Origin of the sequence: Mesorhizobium sp. M1088 (genome assembly GCF_040318575.1) — a bacterium.
Taxonomy (GTDB): domain Bacteria; phylum Pseudomonadota; class Alphaproteobacteria; order Rhizobiales; family Rhizobiaceae; genus Mesorhizobium.
This window is the reverse complement of record NZ_JAMYMO010000021.1, coordinates 1-14041: the sequence shown is the minus strand read 5'-3', so window position 1 is coordinate 14041 and position 14041 is coordinate 1. Positions and strand designations below refer to the sequence as shown.

At 63.6% G+C, this 14041-nt stretch carries 10 protein-coding genes; 3 read left to right on the top strand and 7 right to left on the bottom strand.

The annotated features are described in order from the left end of the window. Window positions 1-61 precede the first annotated feature (61 nt). The 3 genes from NKH49_RS21770 to NKH49_RS21760 form a co-directional block, all read right to left on the bottom strand. Window positions 62-220: a hypothetical protein gene (locus tag NKH49_RS21770; protein ID WP_352616642.1), complete on the bottom strand. Its 159-nt coding sequence runs from the start codon at window positions 218-220 to the stop codon at window positions 62-64. Further along, window positions 213-1538 carry an NAD(P)H-dependent oxidoreductase gene (locus tag NKH49_RS21765; protein WP_352616639.1) on the bottom strand — a complete coding sequence of 442 codons (1326 nt, stop codon included), beginning with the start codon at window positions 1536-1538 and terminating at the stop codon, window positions 213-215. The genes NKH49_RS21770 and NKH49_RS21765 overlap by 8 nt, the downstream gene beginning before the upstream one ends. Window positions 1539-1694: 156 nt before the next feature. Next, window positions 1695-5552, bottom strand: coding sequence for a caspase family protein (locus NKH49_RS21760; RefSeq protein WP_352927795.1), 3858 nt, complete (start codon window positions 5550-5552; stop codon window positions 1695-1697). A 216-nt stretch (window positions 5553-5768) separates the two neighbouring features. Between NKH49_RS21760 and NKH49_RS21755 the strand changes: the two genes are divergently transcribed. Further along, window positions 5769-6650, top strand: a complete 882-nt coding sequence (locus NKH49_RS21755) for a YihY/virulence factor BrkB family protein (protein ID WP_352616634.1) — start codon at window positions 5769-5771, stop codon at window positions 6648-6650. A gap of 112 nt (window positions 6651-6762) precedes the next feature. Here NKH49_RS21755 and NKH49_RS21750 read toward each other — a convergent pair whose 3' ends face one another. The 4 genes from NKH49_RS21750 to NKH49_RS21735 all read right to left on the bottom strand — a co-directional run bounded on the left by NKH49_RS21750 (window position 6763) and on the right by NKH49_RS21735 (window position 12202). Continuing rightward, window positions 6763-7524, bottom strand: a complete 762-nt coding sequence (locus NKH49_RS21750; protein ID WP_352616632.1) for a glutamine amidotransferase — start codon at window positions 7522-7524, stop codon at window positions 6763-6765. A gap of 85 nt (window positions 7525-7609) precedes the next feature. After that, window positions 7610-8611: a rhamnose ABC transporter substrate-binding protein gene (locus NKH49_RS21745; protein ID WP_023677420.1), complete on the bottom strand. Its 1002-nt coding sequence runs from the start codon at window positions 8609-8611 to the stop codon at window positions 7610-7612. Between the two features lie 46 nt (window positions 8612-8657). Then, window positions 8658-9647, bottom strand: a complete 990-nt coding sequence (locus NKH49_RS21740; protein WP_352616629.1) for an ABC transporter permease — start codon at window positions 9645-9647, stop codon at window positions 8658-8660. After that, window positions 9644-12202: an ATP-binding cassette domain-containing protein gene (locus tag NKH49_RS21735; RefSeq protein WP_502907916.1), complete on the bottom strand. Its 2559-nt coding sequence runs from the start codon at window positions 12200-12202 to the stop codon at window positions 9644-9646. The genes NKH49_RS21740 and NKH49_RS21735 overlap by 4 nt, the downstream gene beginning before the upstream one ends. Window positions 12203-12397: 195 nt before the next feature. On the opposite strand from NKH49_RS21735, the gene NKH49_RS21730 reads away from it, so the two are divergent. Further along, a complete protein-coding gene (locus NKH49_RS21730) occupies window positions 12398-13681 on the top strand; it encodes an ROK family transcriptional regulator (protein ID WP_352453632.1) in 1284 nt (427 codons plus the stop codon). 191 nt (window positions 13682-13872) lie between these two features. Then, window positions 13873-14041, top strand: a 169-nt coding sequence (locus NKH49_RS21725) for a CsbD family protein (protein ID WP_352927822.1), incomplete at its 3' end; no start/stop codon positions are given.

Genomic DNA, 14041 nt, shown 5'->3' with positions numbered 1-14041 from the left:
TTCGCGCCCTCCACTGTCCTGCCGACATCAAAATCGCGATAGCCTAGAATGTCGACAGATATCAGCGATGTCCCCACAAGTCGTCGATCTCGTCCTTGTTCAGGGGCCGCCCGTCTTTGCCGGCTTTGGCTTTGAGATCATCGGCAATGGCCGCGAGCCGCTCTGCCAGAGAAAGGCGTCCATTTTCCCGCTTCAACTCGGATTCACGAACCTCAGCCATCGCCAAGATTCCCATACAGCATCTCGTCCTGCAGCCGGCGCAAGGCGAACAGCCTGGTCGTCGGGTCGGGCGCGGCACTGTCGGCGGTGAGCAATTCGCCTTTCCTCACCGGTTTCAGCACCTTGCCGCCTTCGAGCAGACCGACCGGCACGGCGCGATGGGCGCGGGCCTGTTCGACGGTCATGGTCCAGGAGCGGTAGCAGGTCTCGCCGATCGCATCGAAAACCTCGCCTGCCGCAAGATCCCGCTTGGCCACCGCGCAGACCTCGGCCACCGGCCGCGGCAGCGGCACCATGTCGGGCTTGCCGTAAAGCGCGATGCGAGCGGCCGTCAGCGGCACTTCCAGCGAGGTCAGATGGTAGGGCCTGAAGAAGCTGTAATAGGGACCGTGGCCGATATGCAGATCGTCCATGCGCTCGATGATGCGCGGATGCGTCGCCTCGACGATGACGAAGACACCGGGCGCCACGCCCTTGCCGACGGTGTAGTCGACGACTCCCTTCTTCGACAGAATGCCGCCCTGCTCGCGCGGGATCAGCACCTTGACCAGCTCGTCGCGATCGGCCTTGGGGCCGTGCATGCCGGGAACGTCGGGCACCAGCCCGGTGGCGTTGGCAATGGCGCACATCTCGACCATGGTTTTCGAGCCGTCGACGAACTCGACCAGCATGCGCGGATTCATGTTGCGGCGCAGCGCCTCCTCGCGGTAGTCGGCGGGAACGGCGTCGTGGTTGAGAGGGTTGTTTTTGCCCTTGCCGGCGGAGACGATGGTGTAGCCGAGCGCCGAGGCGAACTCGATAAGCTCCATGCAGCTCGACGGCTCGTCGCCTGCGCCGACCGAATAGACGACGCCGAGCCGGTCGGCCTGCTGCTTTAGATAGCAGCCGATGGTAACGTCGGCCTCGACATTCATCATCACCAGGTGCTTGCCGTGCTGCATCGCCATCAGGTCAAAATCGGCGGCGACGCCGGGCTTGCCGGTGGCATCGATGACGACATCGATAAGCGGATTGGTGACCAGCATTTCGTTCGAGGTGACGGCGATCTTGCCGCTTTCGATCGCCTGGCTGACCTTCGAAGCGCTGTCCGCTTCGGCTGCCATCGCCTGATCGCCATAAGCAATGCGGATGGCGTCACGCGCCGTATGCGGGCGGCGCGTCGAGATCGCGCAAACCGAAATGCCCGGCATCAGCATGCCTTGCGTCACCAGGTCGGTGCCCATCTCGCCGGAACCGATAACGCCGATGCGCACCGGGCGGCCTTCCGCGGCGCGCTTGGCAAGATCGCGGGCAAGCCCGGTCAAGGCGACATTGGTCATACTGGAACGTCCACTGCTTTAAGTCTTTGTTTTTATGCATGTCGTTGTCCCAAAACCGCGGCACACTTTTGGGCGACATGCATTATGAAGCGGGAATAGCAGGGAACGGCAACCCATTGCCAATCGAAACCGGCCGCGGCCACCTTTTCCTGTGCGCTATTGCAATTCGGCCAGCAAGGCTTTTGCCTCGGCAAGGTTCTTGGCGGAGCCGGCGGCAAGGTCGTCCATCTTGCGCTCACTGAAGATGACGAGCGCATGCTCGCAGGCGCCTATCGCTTCCTCGACCATTGCCTTCTGCTTGCGGGCAGCACCCAGATCGGTAAGCACATCGCACAGGCTGTCCTCGGTGAAGGCGACGCCCGGCACCGAACCGATCTTCTTCTGCACAGCGATCGCCTCGCGCAGGATCGGCACTGCCTCCTCGAATTTGGCGACGTTGTTTTCGGCGCGGCCGGCGAGCGTCAGCTGATAGCCGATCTCGTTTTGCAGGCTCGCCCAGCGGTCGGGGTCGCGGTCGCGGCCGACCTCGTCTGCGAGCGCCCGATTGACGGCGACCGCTTCGGCGAACAAAGCCGGCGAAGGCTCTTTCGCGCCGATCATGCCAAGCACATTGGCCAGGCTTGCCTGCGTGCTGGCCCAGGGTTCGGGGGCGCGGTCGCGCGTGCGCACGCTCTGGATCGAGCGATAGATGCCGGCCGAGCGCTTCAGCAGCGCGACGTCACCGCGCCAGTAGCCCAGCGTCGACAGCGCGCTGGCCAGGTTTGCCTGGTTGCGCAGCCATTCGTCGGCATCCCTGTCGCGGCTCATCACCGTCAGTGCCGCCTCATAGGCCTGAACAGACTTGGCCATGGCGTCCGGATCGGAGCTGGCGTTTGCCTGCATCATGCGGGCATTGCCGAGGTCGCCTTCGACCGAGGCCCAGAGCGAGCGGTCGGGCAACGTAACATAGACGGCCAGTGCCTTTTCATGCGCGGCCGCCTTCTGGTAGAGCGATGGGTCATTGGCGCTGCCGGCAAGGTAGTAATAGGCAGTGCCTAGTTCGTTCTGCAGCTGGGCGTGATCTTCCGGCACCGTGGCGAGGTCGTAGAAGGGCAGCGCCGCTTCTAGCGCCGTCGCCGACTGGCGGAACGCTTCGCCGTCCTGCGTGCGGTCGCCCAACACCAGGAGCACGTGGCCCAGGCCCCATTGCGTTGCCGCCCAGGCGTCAGGATCGCTGTCACGGCTCTGCACCTCGAGCGCCGCACGATAGACCGCCGCCGAGCGCTGGAGCGCCTCGTCCGGACCGCCATTGGCCTTGCCGAGCATGGAAAGTGCTGCACCCAGCCGGAACTGCGTCTTCGCCCAGTCCTTCGGGGCGCTGTCCTTGCTTCGCACGGTGAGCGCTGCACCATAGGCGGCGACCGCTTGTTCCAGCACCGCTTTGTCGTTGGCGCGGTCACCCCAGGTCGACAAAGCGTTGCCGAGACTGTGCTCGATTGAAGCAAACTCGATTGGAGCAGCGGCGGCGGTATAGATCTGCGAGGCCTCGCGATAGGCGGACGCCGACTCCCGGAGATAGTCGATGCCGGTGTCCCGATCGCCAAGCGTCGCATAGACCGAGCCTAGATTCTGCTTCAACGAAGCCCAGTCGAGCGGCAGCTTTTCGCGCGGATATTCAGAAAGTGCGGCCTCATAGGCAGCGATCGCCTCGAGCAGCGCGTCGTTGCCTTCCTGCCTGGCTCCAAGGCGCTGCAAGGCATTGCCAAGCGTCAACTGGCCGTTCGCCCAGCTCGCCGGCGCATGCTCGCGCGTCCAGACCGTAAGTGCGGCCTCTGCGGCCTCCCGAGCATGCTGAAGCGTGGCGATGTCGCCATTGATCTGGCCGATCGATTCCAGCGCCGAGCTCAAATTATTCTGGATCGTCGCCCATTGCGCCGGGGTGCGCTCGCGCGTCATCTCCTCGGTGGCAGCCTGATAGGCGGCCACTGCCTGCTCAAGCGTCGGCACGTCTTTTTCACGCTCGCCAAGGCGAAACAAGGCCGCGCCGAGATTGACCTGGCTCAACGCCCAGTCGAGCGGGACGCGCTTCCTGCGGTATTCGGTCAGCGCGGCGCGATGCGCTTCGATCGAAGCGCGGAAACTGTCGGTCGTGGCCTGGCGCTCACCGATCTCGGACAGCACGATGCCGAGATTATTCTCGGTCGCCGCCCACTCGAGCGGCATTTTTTTCGCCGCTTGCACCGCGAGCGCCGCGCGGAAGGAGGCGACGGCCTTGTCGAGCAGTGCGATACCATTCTCGCGCTGGCCGAGCCGCCAGTAGACGGTGCCGAGATTGCCAAGCGTCGAGGCCCAATCGTCCGGATCGGCGTCGCGTGTGTAGACGGTCAGCGCCTGGTCGAAGGCGGCAGCCGCCTTGTCGAGGTTTTCGCGACCGGCCTCGCGTTCGCCCAGCGTCGACAGCGTGGTGGCGAGATTGTTTTGCGTGGCAGCCCATTGCCGCGGGCTGTTTTCGCGCGACACATAGGTCAGCGCTATTTCATAGGCAGCGACCGCCTGCACCAGAAAGGCATTGTCGCCAGAGAAAGAACCGTGCGCGGAGAGCGCCTGGGCCTCGGCTGCCTTGTAGAACCAGGCTTGATGGTCGTCCCATTTCTCGACCTGCTCATAGGCCTTGGCATAGTCCTGCGCTGCCGCCTGATAGCTGAAGGAAATTTCGTAGGTTTTGGCGCTGTCGCCGAAAACCTCGGCAAACTCGAAACGACGCGCCTTGAGGTCGGCTTCGGCCTGGTCGACGGTCTTCGACAGTTCGCCAACGCGGGCCTTGGCCTGTTCATGGATTTTCTGCGCTGCTTCGAGTGCGCCTTCTTGCACCGCCTGCTCGGCCAGTCTTGAAAGCCGCACGATTTCCGGATCCTGGCTCTTCAGCGTCGCCTGCTCGGCCAGCACCTGTTTCAGCCGCTCGGTCTGGCCGCGCAGCAATTTGTCGAGCTCGGCCGCGTCCCTGGGTTTCTCGGTGCCCAGCGTCTTCAGCATGGCGTAGAGCGTGTCCATCGGTACGCCGCCGTCGCGGGCGATCGTCTCGATCTGGCGGCGTTGCGGGTCGGGCAGCGTCGAGATCGTCACCAGCAGCCGGCGACGCTCGCTGAGTATCTCGCCCTCTTCGCCTTTCGGCACCTCGGCGGGCGTACCGAAATAGAGCAGCCGGCGCAGGCTCTCATTGACCCACGGCCGCTGCCGGCCGCCGGTCTTGAGATAGACCTCCTCGCCGATCATGCGCAGCACGGTGCCGAATTCCTCGCCGCCCATCATGTCGATGTGACGTAATATGGCTGCCGCATAGGGGCTGTTGCCGTCTGCGGGACCGTCGAGCGCCACCTTGCCGGGCTCGGCGGCAAAGCCGATGACCTGGCCCAGGCTGTCATCCGCCGAACCCTTGGCCGGCGCTCTGCCGTTCAGCGCCACGACACTGCGGGTTGAGCCAAGGCCGCCGGCGCCGATCGGCTTGCCCGCTTCGCCCGGCGTCAGTTTGAGCAGCGTGCCCGGTGGAAACGGATCGTTGCGGCAGGCATCGAGCAGCACGATGGTGACCGGCACCTTGGCCTTCAGCTCGGCCACGACCGATGACAGCGGCACCAGCTTCTCGCCGGCATCGTCGAGCGCTGTAATGTCGGCATCGACCGGCACCAGGAAATTCACGCCGCCGGCTTCGATGCCGTGGCCGGAATAGTAGATAATGGCGACGTCGGCACCCTCGGCATCGTCGACGAAGCCTTCGAGGTCGCGCCGCAATTTGCGCGCGTCGCGATTGATCGCGACATCGGTTTCGAAGCCGAGCCTGTCGAACATCTCCTCGATGGCGCGGGCGTCGTTTTCCGGATTGGGCAGCTTGCCGACATGCTCATAATCGGACTGCCCGATGACGAGCGCGACGCCCTTAAGCGCCTTCGGTTCTTCCGCCGAGGCCGGAACCAGCGCGCACAAAAGCAGCGCGGCAAACGCCACGCCTATGCGCCCTGTTGCACCTGGAAAAAGCATCGCCCAGCCCTGAACCCACGGCGCAATCTTCCCTACTGACATGGCATCATGATGGCCGGCGCGTGGCAAGTGTTCGGGCAGGGTGTGTTGTTGTGGTGGGGACGGGAGCCAGGAATGTCATGCTGCTCCGCGCCCCCTCCTGTCCCGCTGGCCTCTCGGCCTCTCGCCCATCGCTCCGCCTCCTCTACTTGCTTATGGAGAGCATGCGAGGCGGACATGTGGGATGTGGCGAAAGAGGCCTGGACACTCCTCAGGCAGAGCATCCTTGGCTTCATCGACGACAATGCGCTGAGCCATGGGGCGGCGATAGCGTTTTATGCCACGACCTCGCTTGCGCCGATCCTGCTCATCGTTGTCGCTATTGCCGGTATGGCCTTCGGGCACGAGGCGGCGCAACTCGCCCTTTCGGCACAGATTGCTGGCCTGATGGGGCCGCAAAGTGCCGAGCTGCTGCAGGCGACGATCGAGAACGCCTCGCAGAAGGAAGCGGGAACCCTTGCCAGCATTCTGGGGCTGGTCACGCTGTTCGTCGCCGCATCCGGCGTGTTCGGCGAAATGCAGCTGGCGCTGAACGAAATCTGGAAAGTCAAACCGAGCGGGGCCACGATTTCACGAATGGTGCGGGCACGCATTGCAAGCCTGGGCCTGGTCGCCGCGCTTGGTTTCCTGCTGCTGGTGTCGCTGGTCGTAAGCGCTGCAATTTCGGCGCTCGGAGAGGTCATCAACGCCTACCTGCCGTTCGGCACCATCATCCTGAGCGCCATCAACGGGATCGTCTCGTTTGCCCTGATCACACTGCTGTTTGCCGCAATCTACAAGGTGCTGCCGGACCGCAGCCTGCAATGGCGCGATGTCGGCATCGGCGCCGCGGTCACCGGGTTTCTGTTCACCATCGGCAAGTCGCTGATTGGCTGGTATATCGGAACCAGCGCCATCTCATCATCATACGGCGCAGCCGGCGCCCTGCTCGTCGTGCTGTTATGGGTCTATTATTCAGCGGAGATATTTCTGCTGGGCGCCGAATTCACGCGAGCCTATTCGGTTCGACATGGCAGCCGGTCCGATTTGAAGAACAAGGTGGAATTGCATGGCAAATGAGTTCACGCCGAAATTCGACCTGGCCGACAAGGTGGTGCTGGTCACCGGCGCCTCGCGCGGCATCGGCCGCGCCAGGACAACCGCACTGGGTCAAACCTAGTGTCCGGCTTCCTCATTCATTGCCGGCAAGCCAACGGACGATATTCGCCATCAGTCTTCCGTAGAACGCCCACGCGAGGAAATTCTGCGAGAGCCAATGCGGGCCGATATCGGTTGCCCAGGCAATCGTGCGGCCGCGGCCATGGCTACCGACGGCAAGGAGCGGCCAGTCGGTGCCGCGATGGTGGCAGGTCGCCAGAAGCCGGGACGAACCGTCGCGCCTGAATTCCAGCTTGTTCATGCCGAGAATCGGCGGCAAAGGCCCCTCCACCCCGGAAAAAATCGGATGTGACGACTGCAGGATCGAGGCCTGCAGGCCTTGCGGCACCTCCATGCCGTCGCAGTAGGGTAGGCAACGGACCGGCAGAACGTCCTCGACCGGGGTGTCGTGGAAACGCGCCGTCCCGAACATGCCCTGAAAGCCCATGTAACCGCCGGCCAGCATCAGCCCGCCGCCACCTTCGACATAGGCCTTGAGCACATCGAGGCGGTTGACGCCGACACGCCCGGTGCGGGCATCCGGCGTCACCAGCAATGTCAGGGCGCCGACATCGGAGATCACCACCGCCTGATATCGGGCGAGCCCATCGAGGTCATAGGGAAACTCCGCGCTGCAACGCTCGCCGCCGATCTGCGTGACCGCGATGCCTTCAGTGGTCAGCGCGGCATTGAAGGCCGTCGCGCCATTTGTCGAGGTCGCACTTGTAAGCACGTCGCTGCCGATGGCAACCGAGGTCGTCGCTGCAAAGGTTTCGCCTGCAAGCAATATCTTCATTGCCGCCCCGCACTGTTTCATTCGAGAGGTTTTTAGGAAGGGCGCCGGATGGACCGGCGCCCCCTAGAACTCAAGCCCTACAGGATCAGAATTTGAATTCGGCCAGATTTTCGGGAGTTACGATCTTGGCCGGACCAAGGATCAGTTCGCCGCCGGCGCCAATCGTGTATTCGCCGAGCCTGCCTGCCGTGAACTTCTCACCCTCCTTGCCGGTGATCTTGCATTGCGCAAACGCCTGGGCCGTCTGATAGGTAAGATAGCCAAGATCGGTGACGTTCCACCAGATATCCTGAGCCGCTTCGTCCTTGATGTATTTCGAGATCAGAGTGGCCGGCGCGAGGCCGGTCAGCTTGACCTTGCCGATCATGCCCGCTTCCTCGAGTGCACGCGCGGCCGCCGGAAGGCCGATGCCTGCCGGGACGATGATCACCTTGAGATCGGGAAACGCCTGGACCAGCGCCAATGCCTGCTGCTGGTTGATCTGTTCGCTTTCTTCGCCATAGGCCACCTGCACCAACTTCATTTTGGAGAACTTCGGCTCGGCCGCCATCTTCGCCTTCATGAAGTCGATCCAGGCATTCTGGTTGGTCGCCGTCGGCGTCGACGACAGGATCGCGAATTCGCCTTCACCGCCGCTGAGGGCGAATGCACTTTCGAGCATCATCTCGGCGAGGCTGTCGCCCTTCACCTGATTGACGAACACCGCACGCGCATCGGCGGCCACATCGGAGTCATACGAAATCACCCTGACGCCCTGCTGAACGGCGCGCTTCAGCGCAGGCGCGACGGCGTTGGCGTCGTTGCCGGCAATTGCGATGACTCCGACCTTCTGCGAGACAAGGCTGTTGATGAATTCGATCTGCGCCTCGGCGGTCGCCTGCGATGGGGCGACCTGGGTAGCGGTGCCGCCAATTTCCTTGGCTGCCTCTTGTGCGCCTCCAAAGGCCACTTTGAAGTAGGGATCCGTGTCGAGCTTGGGCAGGAAACCGACCGTTACGGGTTCCTTGGCGCACTCCTGGCTGAAGGCCAGCGAGCTTGGCGCAAGCAGAACCGCGGATGCGAGCAGGGCTAATCTAAACGCTTTCATTGTGACTCCTCCGTCAAAATTCGGGCTTGAAGGAAGGGGCCCGAGATCACCCCTTTGTCTCGCGCATTGCGCGGGATCTGCTGAGCATCTCCTGTGTGGAGCGCCAGTAATTGCCGATCAGCAGCGAGCCGATCAGAAGCAGGCCGATGATCATGCCCTGCGCGTCGCCACCGATCTGGTTCAGCGCCAGCACGTTGCGGATGATGGCGATCAGGACTAGTGCCAGCATGACGCCGGTCAGGCGGCCCTTGCCGCCAAAGACGCTGATGCCGCCGAGCAGCACGATGGTGATGACGTCGAGCTCCATGCCGAGCGCATTGTTGGCGCGGGCGTTGGAAAGGCGCGCGGTATAGACGATGCCGGCCATCGCCGCGACGACGCCCGAGACGACGAACAGGTTCAGCACCATCCGGCGCGTGTTTATGCCGGAATAGCGCGCCACCTCGGGGCTGCCGCCGAGCGCGTAGATGCGCTTGCCGGTCGGCGTCTTCTGCAGCACGACCGCAAACACCGGCGCCAGCACCAGGAAGGGCACGATGGTCCACGGTATCTCGGTGCCAGGCAGGTTGTTGATGCCGAAATCGACGACCGCGGGCGGCAGGATGTTGACCGAGCCGGTGCCGAGCAGGATGTAGCCAATGCCTCGATAGAGCGCCATGGTGCCGAGCGTCACAACCAACGACTGCAGTCCGAGGCCCAAGACCAGATAGCCGTTGAAGGCGCCGAGCAGGCCGCCGATGACGAGCGTCAACGGGATTGCGGCAAGTGTCGGCACACCGGCCTGGACCAGCAAGCCAAAGACGACGGACGTCAGCGCCAGCACCGAGGCGATCGACAGGTCGATCTCGCGGGTGATGATGAGCAGCGTCATCGGCAGGATCAGCAATGCCTTTTCCGAGGCGCTGGCGGCCAGTTGCGAGAGATTGAAGCCGGAAACGAAATTCGGCACGAAGATCGCGGCATAGAGGAAAATGGCCAAGCAAGAGGTCGCCAGCAGCAGATCCCAGAAGTCGATCGAACGGAGGAACTTTTTCACCGCGCCCTCGCCTGTCTTGCCTGCTCGGCCCGCCGCACGATGAAGGTGTCGATGCCGATGGCGACCAGGATCACGAGGCCGTAGACGCCCTGCAGCCACAGCGGGTCGACGCGCACCAGCGTCAGCCCGTTCTTGATGACGAGCAGCGTGAGCGCGCCGAGGATGATACCGAGCAGTGTGCCCGAACCACCGCGGATGGCGACGCCGCCGACCACCGCCGACGCGATCACGGTGAGTTCGAAGCCGAGCGCGACGCGTGCATCAATGGTCGCGTAGCGCGATGCCCACAGCGCGCCGCACGGGCCGCCGAGCAGGCCGGCCATGCCAAAGGCCAACAGAATGCGGCGGTCGACGGGGATGCCGATAAGACGCGCGCCGTCGGGATTGGAGCCGGCGGCGAACAGTTCGCGCCCGATCGCCGTACGATAGAGCAGCACGTAGCCCAGGCACAGGATAACGATCGCGATGATGACGATCAGCGGCACGCCGGCGATCTTCAGGCCGGTCATGTCGAGCCAGGCTTGCGTTACTTCGTCGGCGCTGATCTGGTCACCGGCTGCCCAGATCGAGTTGAAGCCGCGGAAGATCGACATCGAGGCCAGCGTGACGACGATCGCCGGGATCTTTCCCCTGGTGACGACGAGGCCGTTGATCAGGCCGGCGACGCCACCGACGGCGCATGCGGTTATCAGGCCAATGCCGATGTCGAGCCCTGGATAGGCCTGGACCATGCTGGCCGCCATGTAAGCCGACAGGCCGATCACCGCAGCGATCGAAAGGTCGATGTTGCGGGTGATCAGCACCAGCATCTGCGCGAGTGCTGCAACGACGAGCAGGGCGGCATCCATCGACACGGCGGTCAGATTTGCAGCGCTCACCATGCGCGGGTTGATGATGGTGACGGGGATGGCGACCGCCAGCATCGCGGCGAGCAGACCGAACTCCCGCCGCTTCAGTACGTCGAGCGGTCCTTTTCTCTTCGCCTCGCCGGCGGCCTGTGCCGCCGCATCGGCGCTTTCGCCGGCCTTGGTCGCTGCTTCCAGCACCTTTTCCTGAGTCGCTTCGCCCCTGGCAAATTCGGCCGTCCGATGGCCTTCGCGCAGGACGATGATGCGGTCGCACATGCCGATGAGCTCGGGCATTTCGGAGGAGATCAGGATGATTGCCATGCCCTGGGCGGCAAGGTCGGCGATCATCGCATGCACTTCCGCCTTGGTGCCGACGTCGATGCCTTGCGTCGGCTCGTCGAGGATGAGGACGCGCGGTTCGGTGCGCAGCCATTTGGCCAACACCACCTTCTGCTGGTTGCCGCCGGACAGTTCCTTTACCGGCTGCGCGTAGCCGGAAAAGCGAAGCTTCATGCGCTTCAGCCAGTCCGAGACCAGATTGATCGCGCGGTTCGTGCCGTAGAAGCCGGAGCGGGCTGCCTTGTCGAGGACGGGCAGCACAGCGTTGTCGAGGATGGAAAAATCCATCACCAGGCTCTGGCCCATGCGGTCTTCCGAGACATAGGCGATGCGCGCATCCATGGCGTCGCGCGCCGAGGCGAAGCGCACTGCCTCGCCGTCGATCAGGATTTCGCCGGCATCGGGCTGGTCGATGCCGAACAGCACGCGCGCGATCTCGGTCCGCCCGCTGCCGACCAGGCCGCCGAGCCCGAGCACCTCGCCGGCATGGAGCTTGAGGTCGATATTGGAAAAGCCGCCGGCGTGCGAAAGCCCCCTCGCCTCCAGCACCAGTGCGCCGGTGGCGTGGCTTCGTTGCGGATAGAGGTCGGTGACCTCGCGGCCGACCATCATGCCGATGGCAGCGGCGCGGCCAAGCTCGGCCTTCGGCTTGACGCCAATGAGGCGCCCGTCGCGCAGCACCGCGATGCGGTCGGCGATGCGGAAGATCTCGTCCATGCGGTGGCCGACGAACATCATCGCGACGCCATGCAGCCGCAGGTCGGCGACGACGGTGAACAGCCGCTCGACCTCGCGCTGCGACAGGGCGGCCGTCGGCTCGTCCATGATCAGCACCCGCGCGTCGAGCGACAGGGCGCGGGCGATCTCGACCAGTTGCTGTTCGGAGGTGCGCAACGTTCCGAGCCGGGTTTCGGCCGGCACGTCGAGGCCGACTGTCGCCAGCACCCTGCGCGCGCCGGCAAGCATGGCGGCGTTGTCGATGCCGCCGAAGCGGTCGCGTGGCATATGGCCGAGATAGATGTTCTCCGCCACCGAAAGATCAGGGAAAAGACCGGGGTGCTGGTGCATGACCGAGATGCCGGCAGCCCGGGCGTCGTGCGGCGAATGGAAGACCACAGGCTTGCCATCGACTTCGACATGGCCGCCGGTCGGGAGATACACGCCGGCCAGCAGCTTTACGCAAGTGCTCTTGCCGGCGCCGTTTTCGCCAAGCAGAGCCAGCACCTCGCCTGAGCGCAATTCGAAGGACGCGTCCTTGAGGGCGATCGTGCCGCCGAAGGCTTTTGTCGCCTGAACCAGGGCAACGGGGACAGCCGCGTCGCTCTTCACCATGGCGTCGGCTTCGCCTAATGCGCCCAAGTGCAGCACCTTTCCTCCCTGGCCTGTTTTTTCAATTTGCTATATTAAATGGCCGAATGCCGCAACTGGAAAATTGACTTCCATGGCCGCGAAGGGCACTGTCGCGTCGCGCACGGGTGCGATTGGAGTGCTCGACCTCGCGGCAGCCTCAAAGCTGCAAGCGGATGGAGTGGCTCTGCGGGAATGAATGGGGAGGCGCCGGTTTTGTCCGGAAAAGGCAGCAATTCGGTCAAGGTTCGGCATTATAACGAGCGCTTCGTGCTTGATGCCATTCGCCGCCTGAAGGAGGCATCCAAGTCCGATCTGGCGCGCGCCGCAAATCTGACGCCGGCCGCGGTCGCCACCATTGTCGACGGGCTGGAATCTTCCGGATTCGTAAAGCAAGTGGGAAAAAGGTTCGGGCAACGCGGATCGCCGTCCACTCTCTACCGACTTGCACCTGAGCGTATCTACAGCGTCGGCATCAAGATCGGCCGGCGCGCGCTGGAAGCCGTGCTCGTCGACTTTGCCGGCGAGGTCCGCTCGCGCGAGTCGCACGAATATCGCTTCCCGGATCCCGACATGGTGCTCAAGGCCGGCAACATGTCGCTGGCCAATTTCGACAAGCTGGTCGAGGGGCTTGGCGATGCCAGCATCGTCGGCGTCGGCATCGCCTCGCCATATTTCCTCGGCGGCTGGAGCGAGGAACTCGGCTTTCCCGACGACCTCGGCAGCCGCTGGGAAGCAATCGATCTGACGACATTTTTCGCCACAAAGCCGAAGACCCCGGTCTTCGTGGAAAACGACGCGTCATCGGCCGCACTCGCCGAGCTCATCCAGGGGACCGGCGCGCGGTTCCGCGACTTCATGCATATCTCGATCGACACCTTTGTCGGCGGCGGACTGGTGCAAGGCGGCAAGGTCCACACCGGGCCGCACGGCAACAGCGCCGCGCTCGGTCCTTTGCCGGTCTCGCCTTCAAGCCTCGATTCGGTGGCGGCCAAGCCGGCGCGCTACCAGAGCCTGCTGCATCGCGCTTCGATCTATGTGCTGGTCAATCATCTCAAATCGCGCGGCATCGAGATCAACCGCGTGCGCGAACTCGACCCCTTGCCGCCAGGGGCGCGCGAACCGCTGTCCGAATGGATCGACGATTGCGCCAATGCGCTGGTCGAGGCGATCATCGCCATCACCTCCGTCATCGACATCGAGGCGATCGTCCTCGACAGCATCCTGCCGCGGCCGATCCATCTCGAGCTGCTGGCAAAGGTGCAGACCCAGTTCAACAGGATCAGCGCCATCGGCATCGTGGCGCCGGAAATCGTCTCGGGACAATTCGGCCCCGAGGCCTCGCCGATCGGCGCGGCGATGCTGCCGTTCTCGGCACTGTTGGCGCCCGACAGCGGCGTGCTGATGATCGGCAAGGACAGAACAATGCTGCCGGGTAGCCTTTCGAGGCTTGCCAGCCAAGGCCAACCGGCAAGAAGGTCAGCGCCTTCAACGGCATAAGATAGTGCCGCGAAAGAGCATCAAGCTCCGGACATCATCAACATCAGCTCGCAGTCAGGCACGGGCACGGCGGGCTTTTTGCGCCGGCACCGGAACCTTTAGCGGCTGCTAATCTTCATGCATTACCGAGATCGAATGCTGATCGGTCCGCGCTCCGCTTCAGTGCGGGCCCAGGAAGCAAGGAGGAACATATGAACTGGGATCAAATCAAGGGAAAATGGACGCAGTTCAAAGGCAAGGCGAAAGAGCAGTGGGGAGACCTCACCGACGATGATCTTGATCGGATCGAGGGCAACCGGGACCAGCTCTTGGGGCGTATCCAGGAGCGATATGGCATCGCCAAGGAAGAGGCAGAGCGCC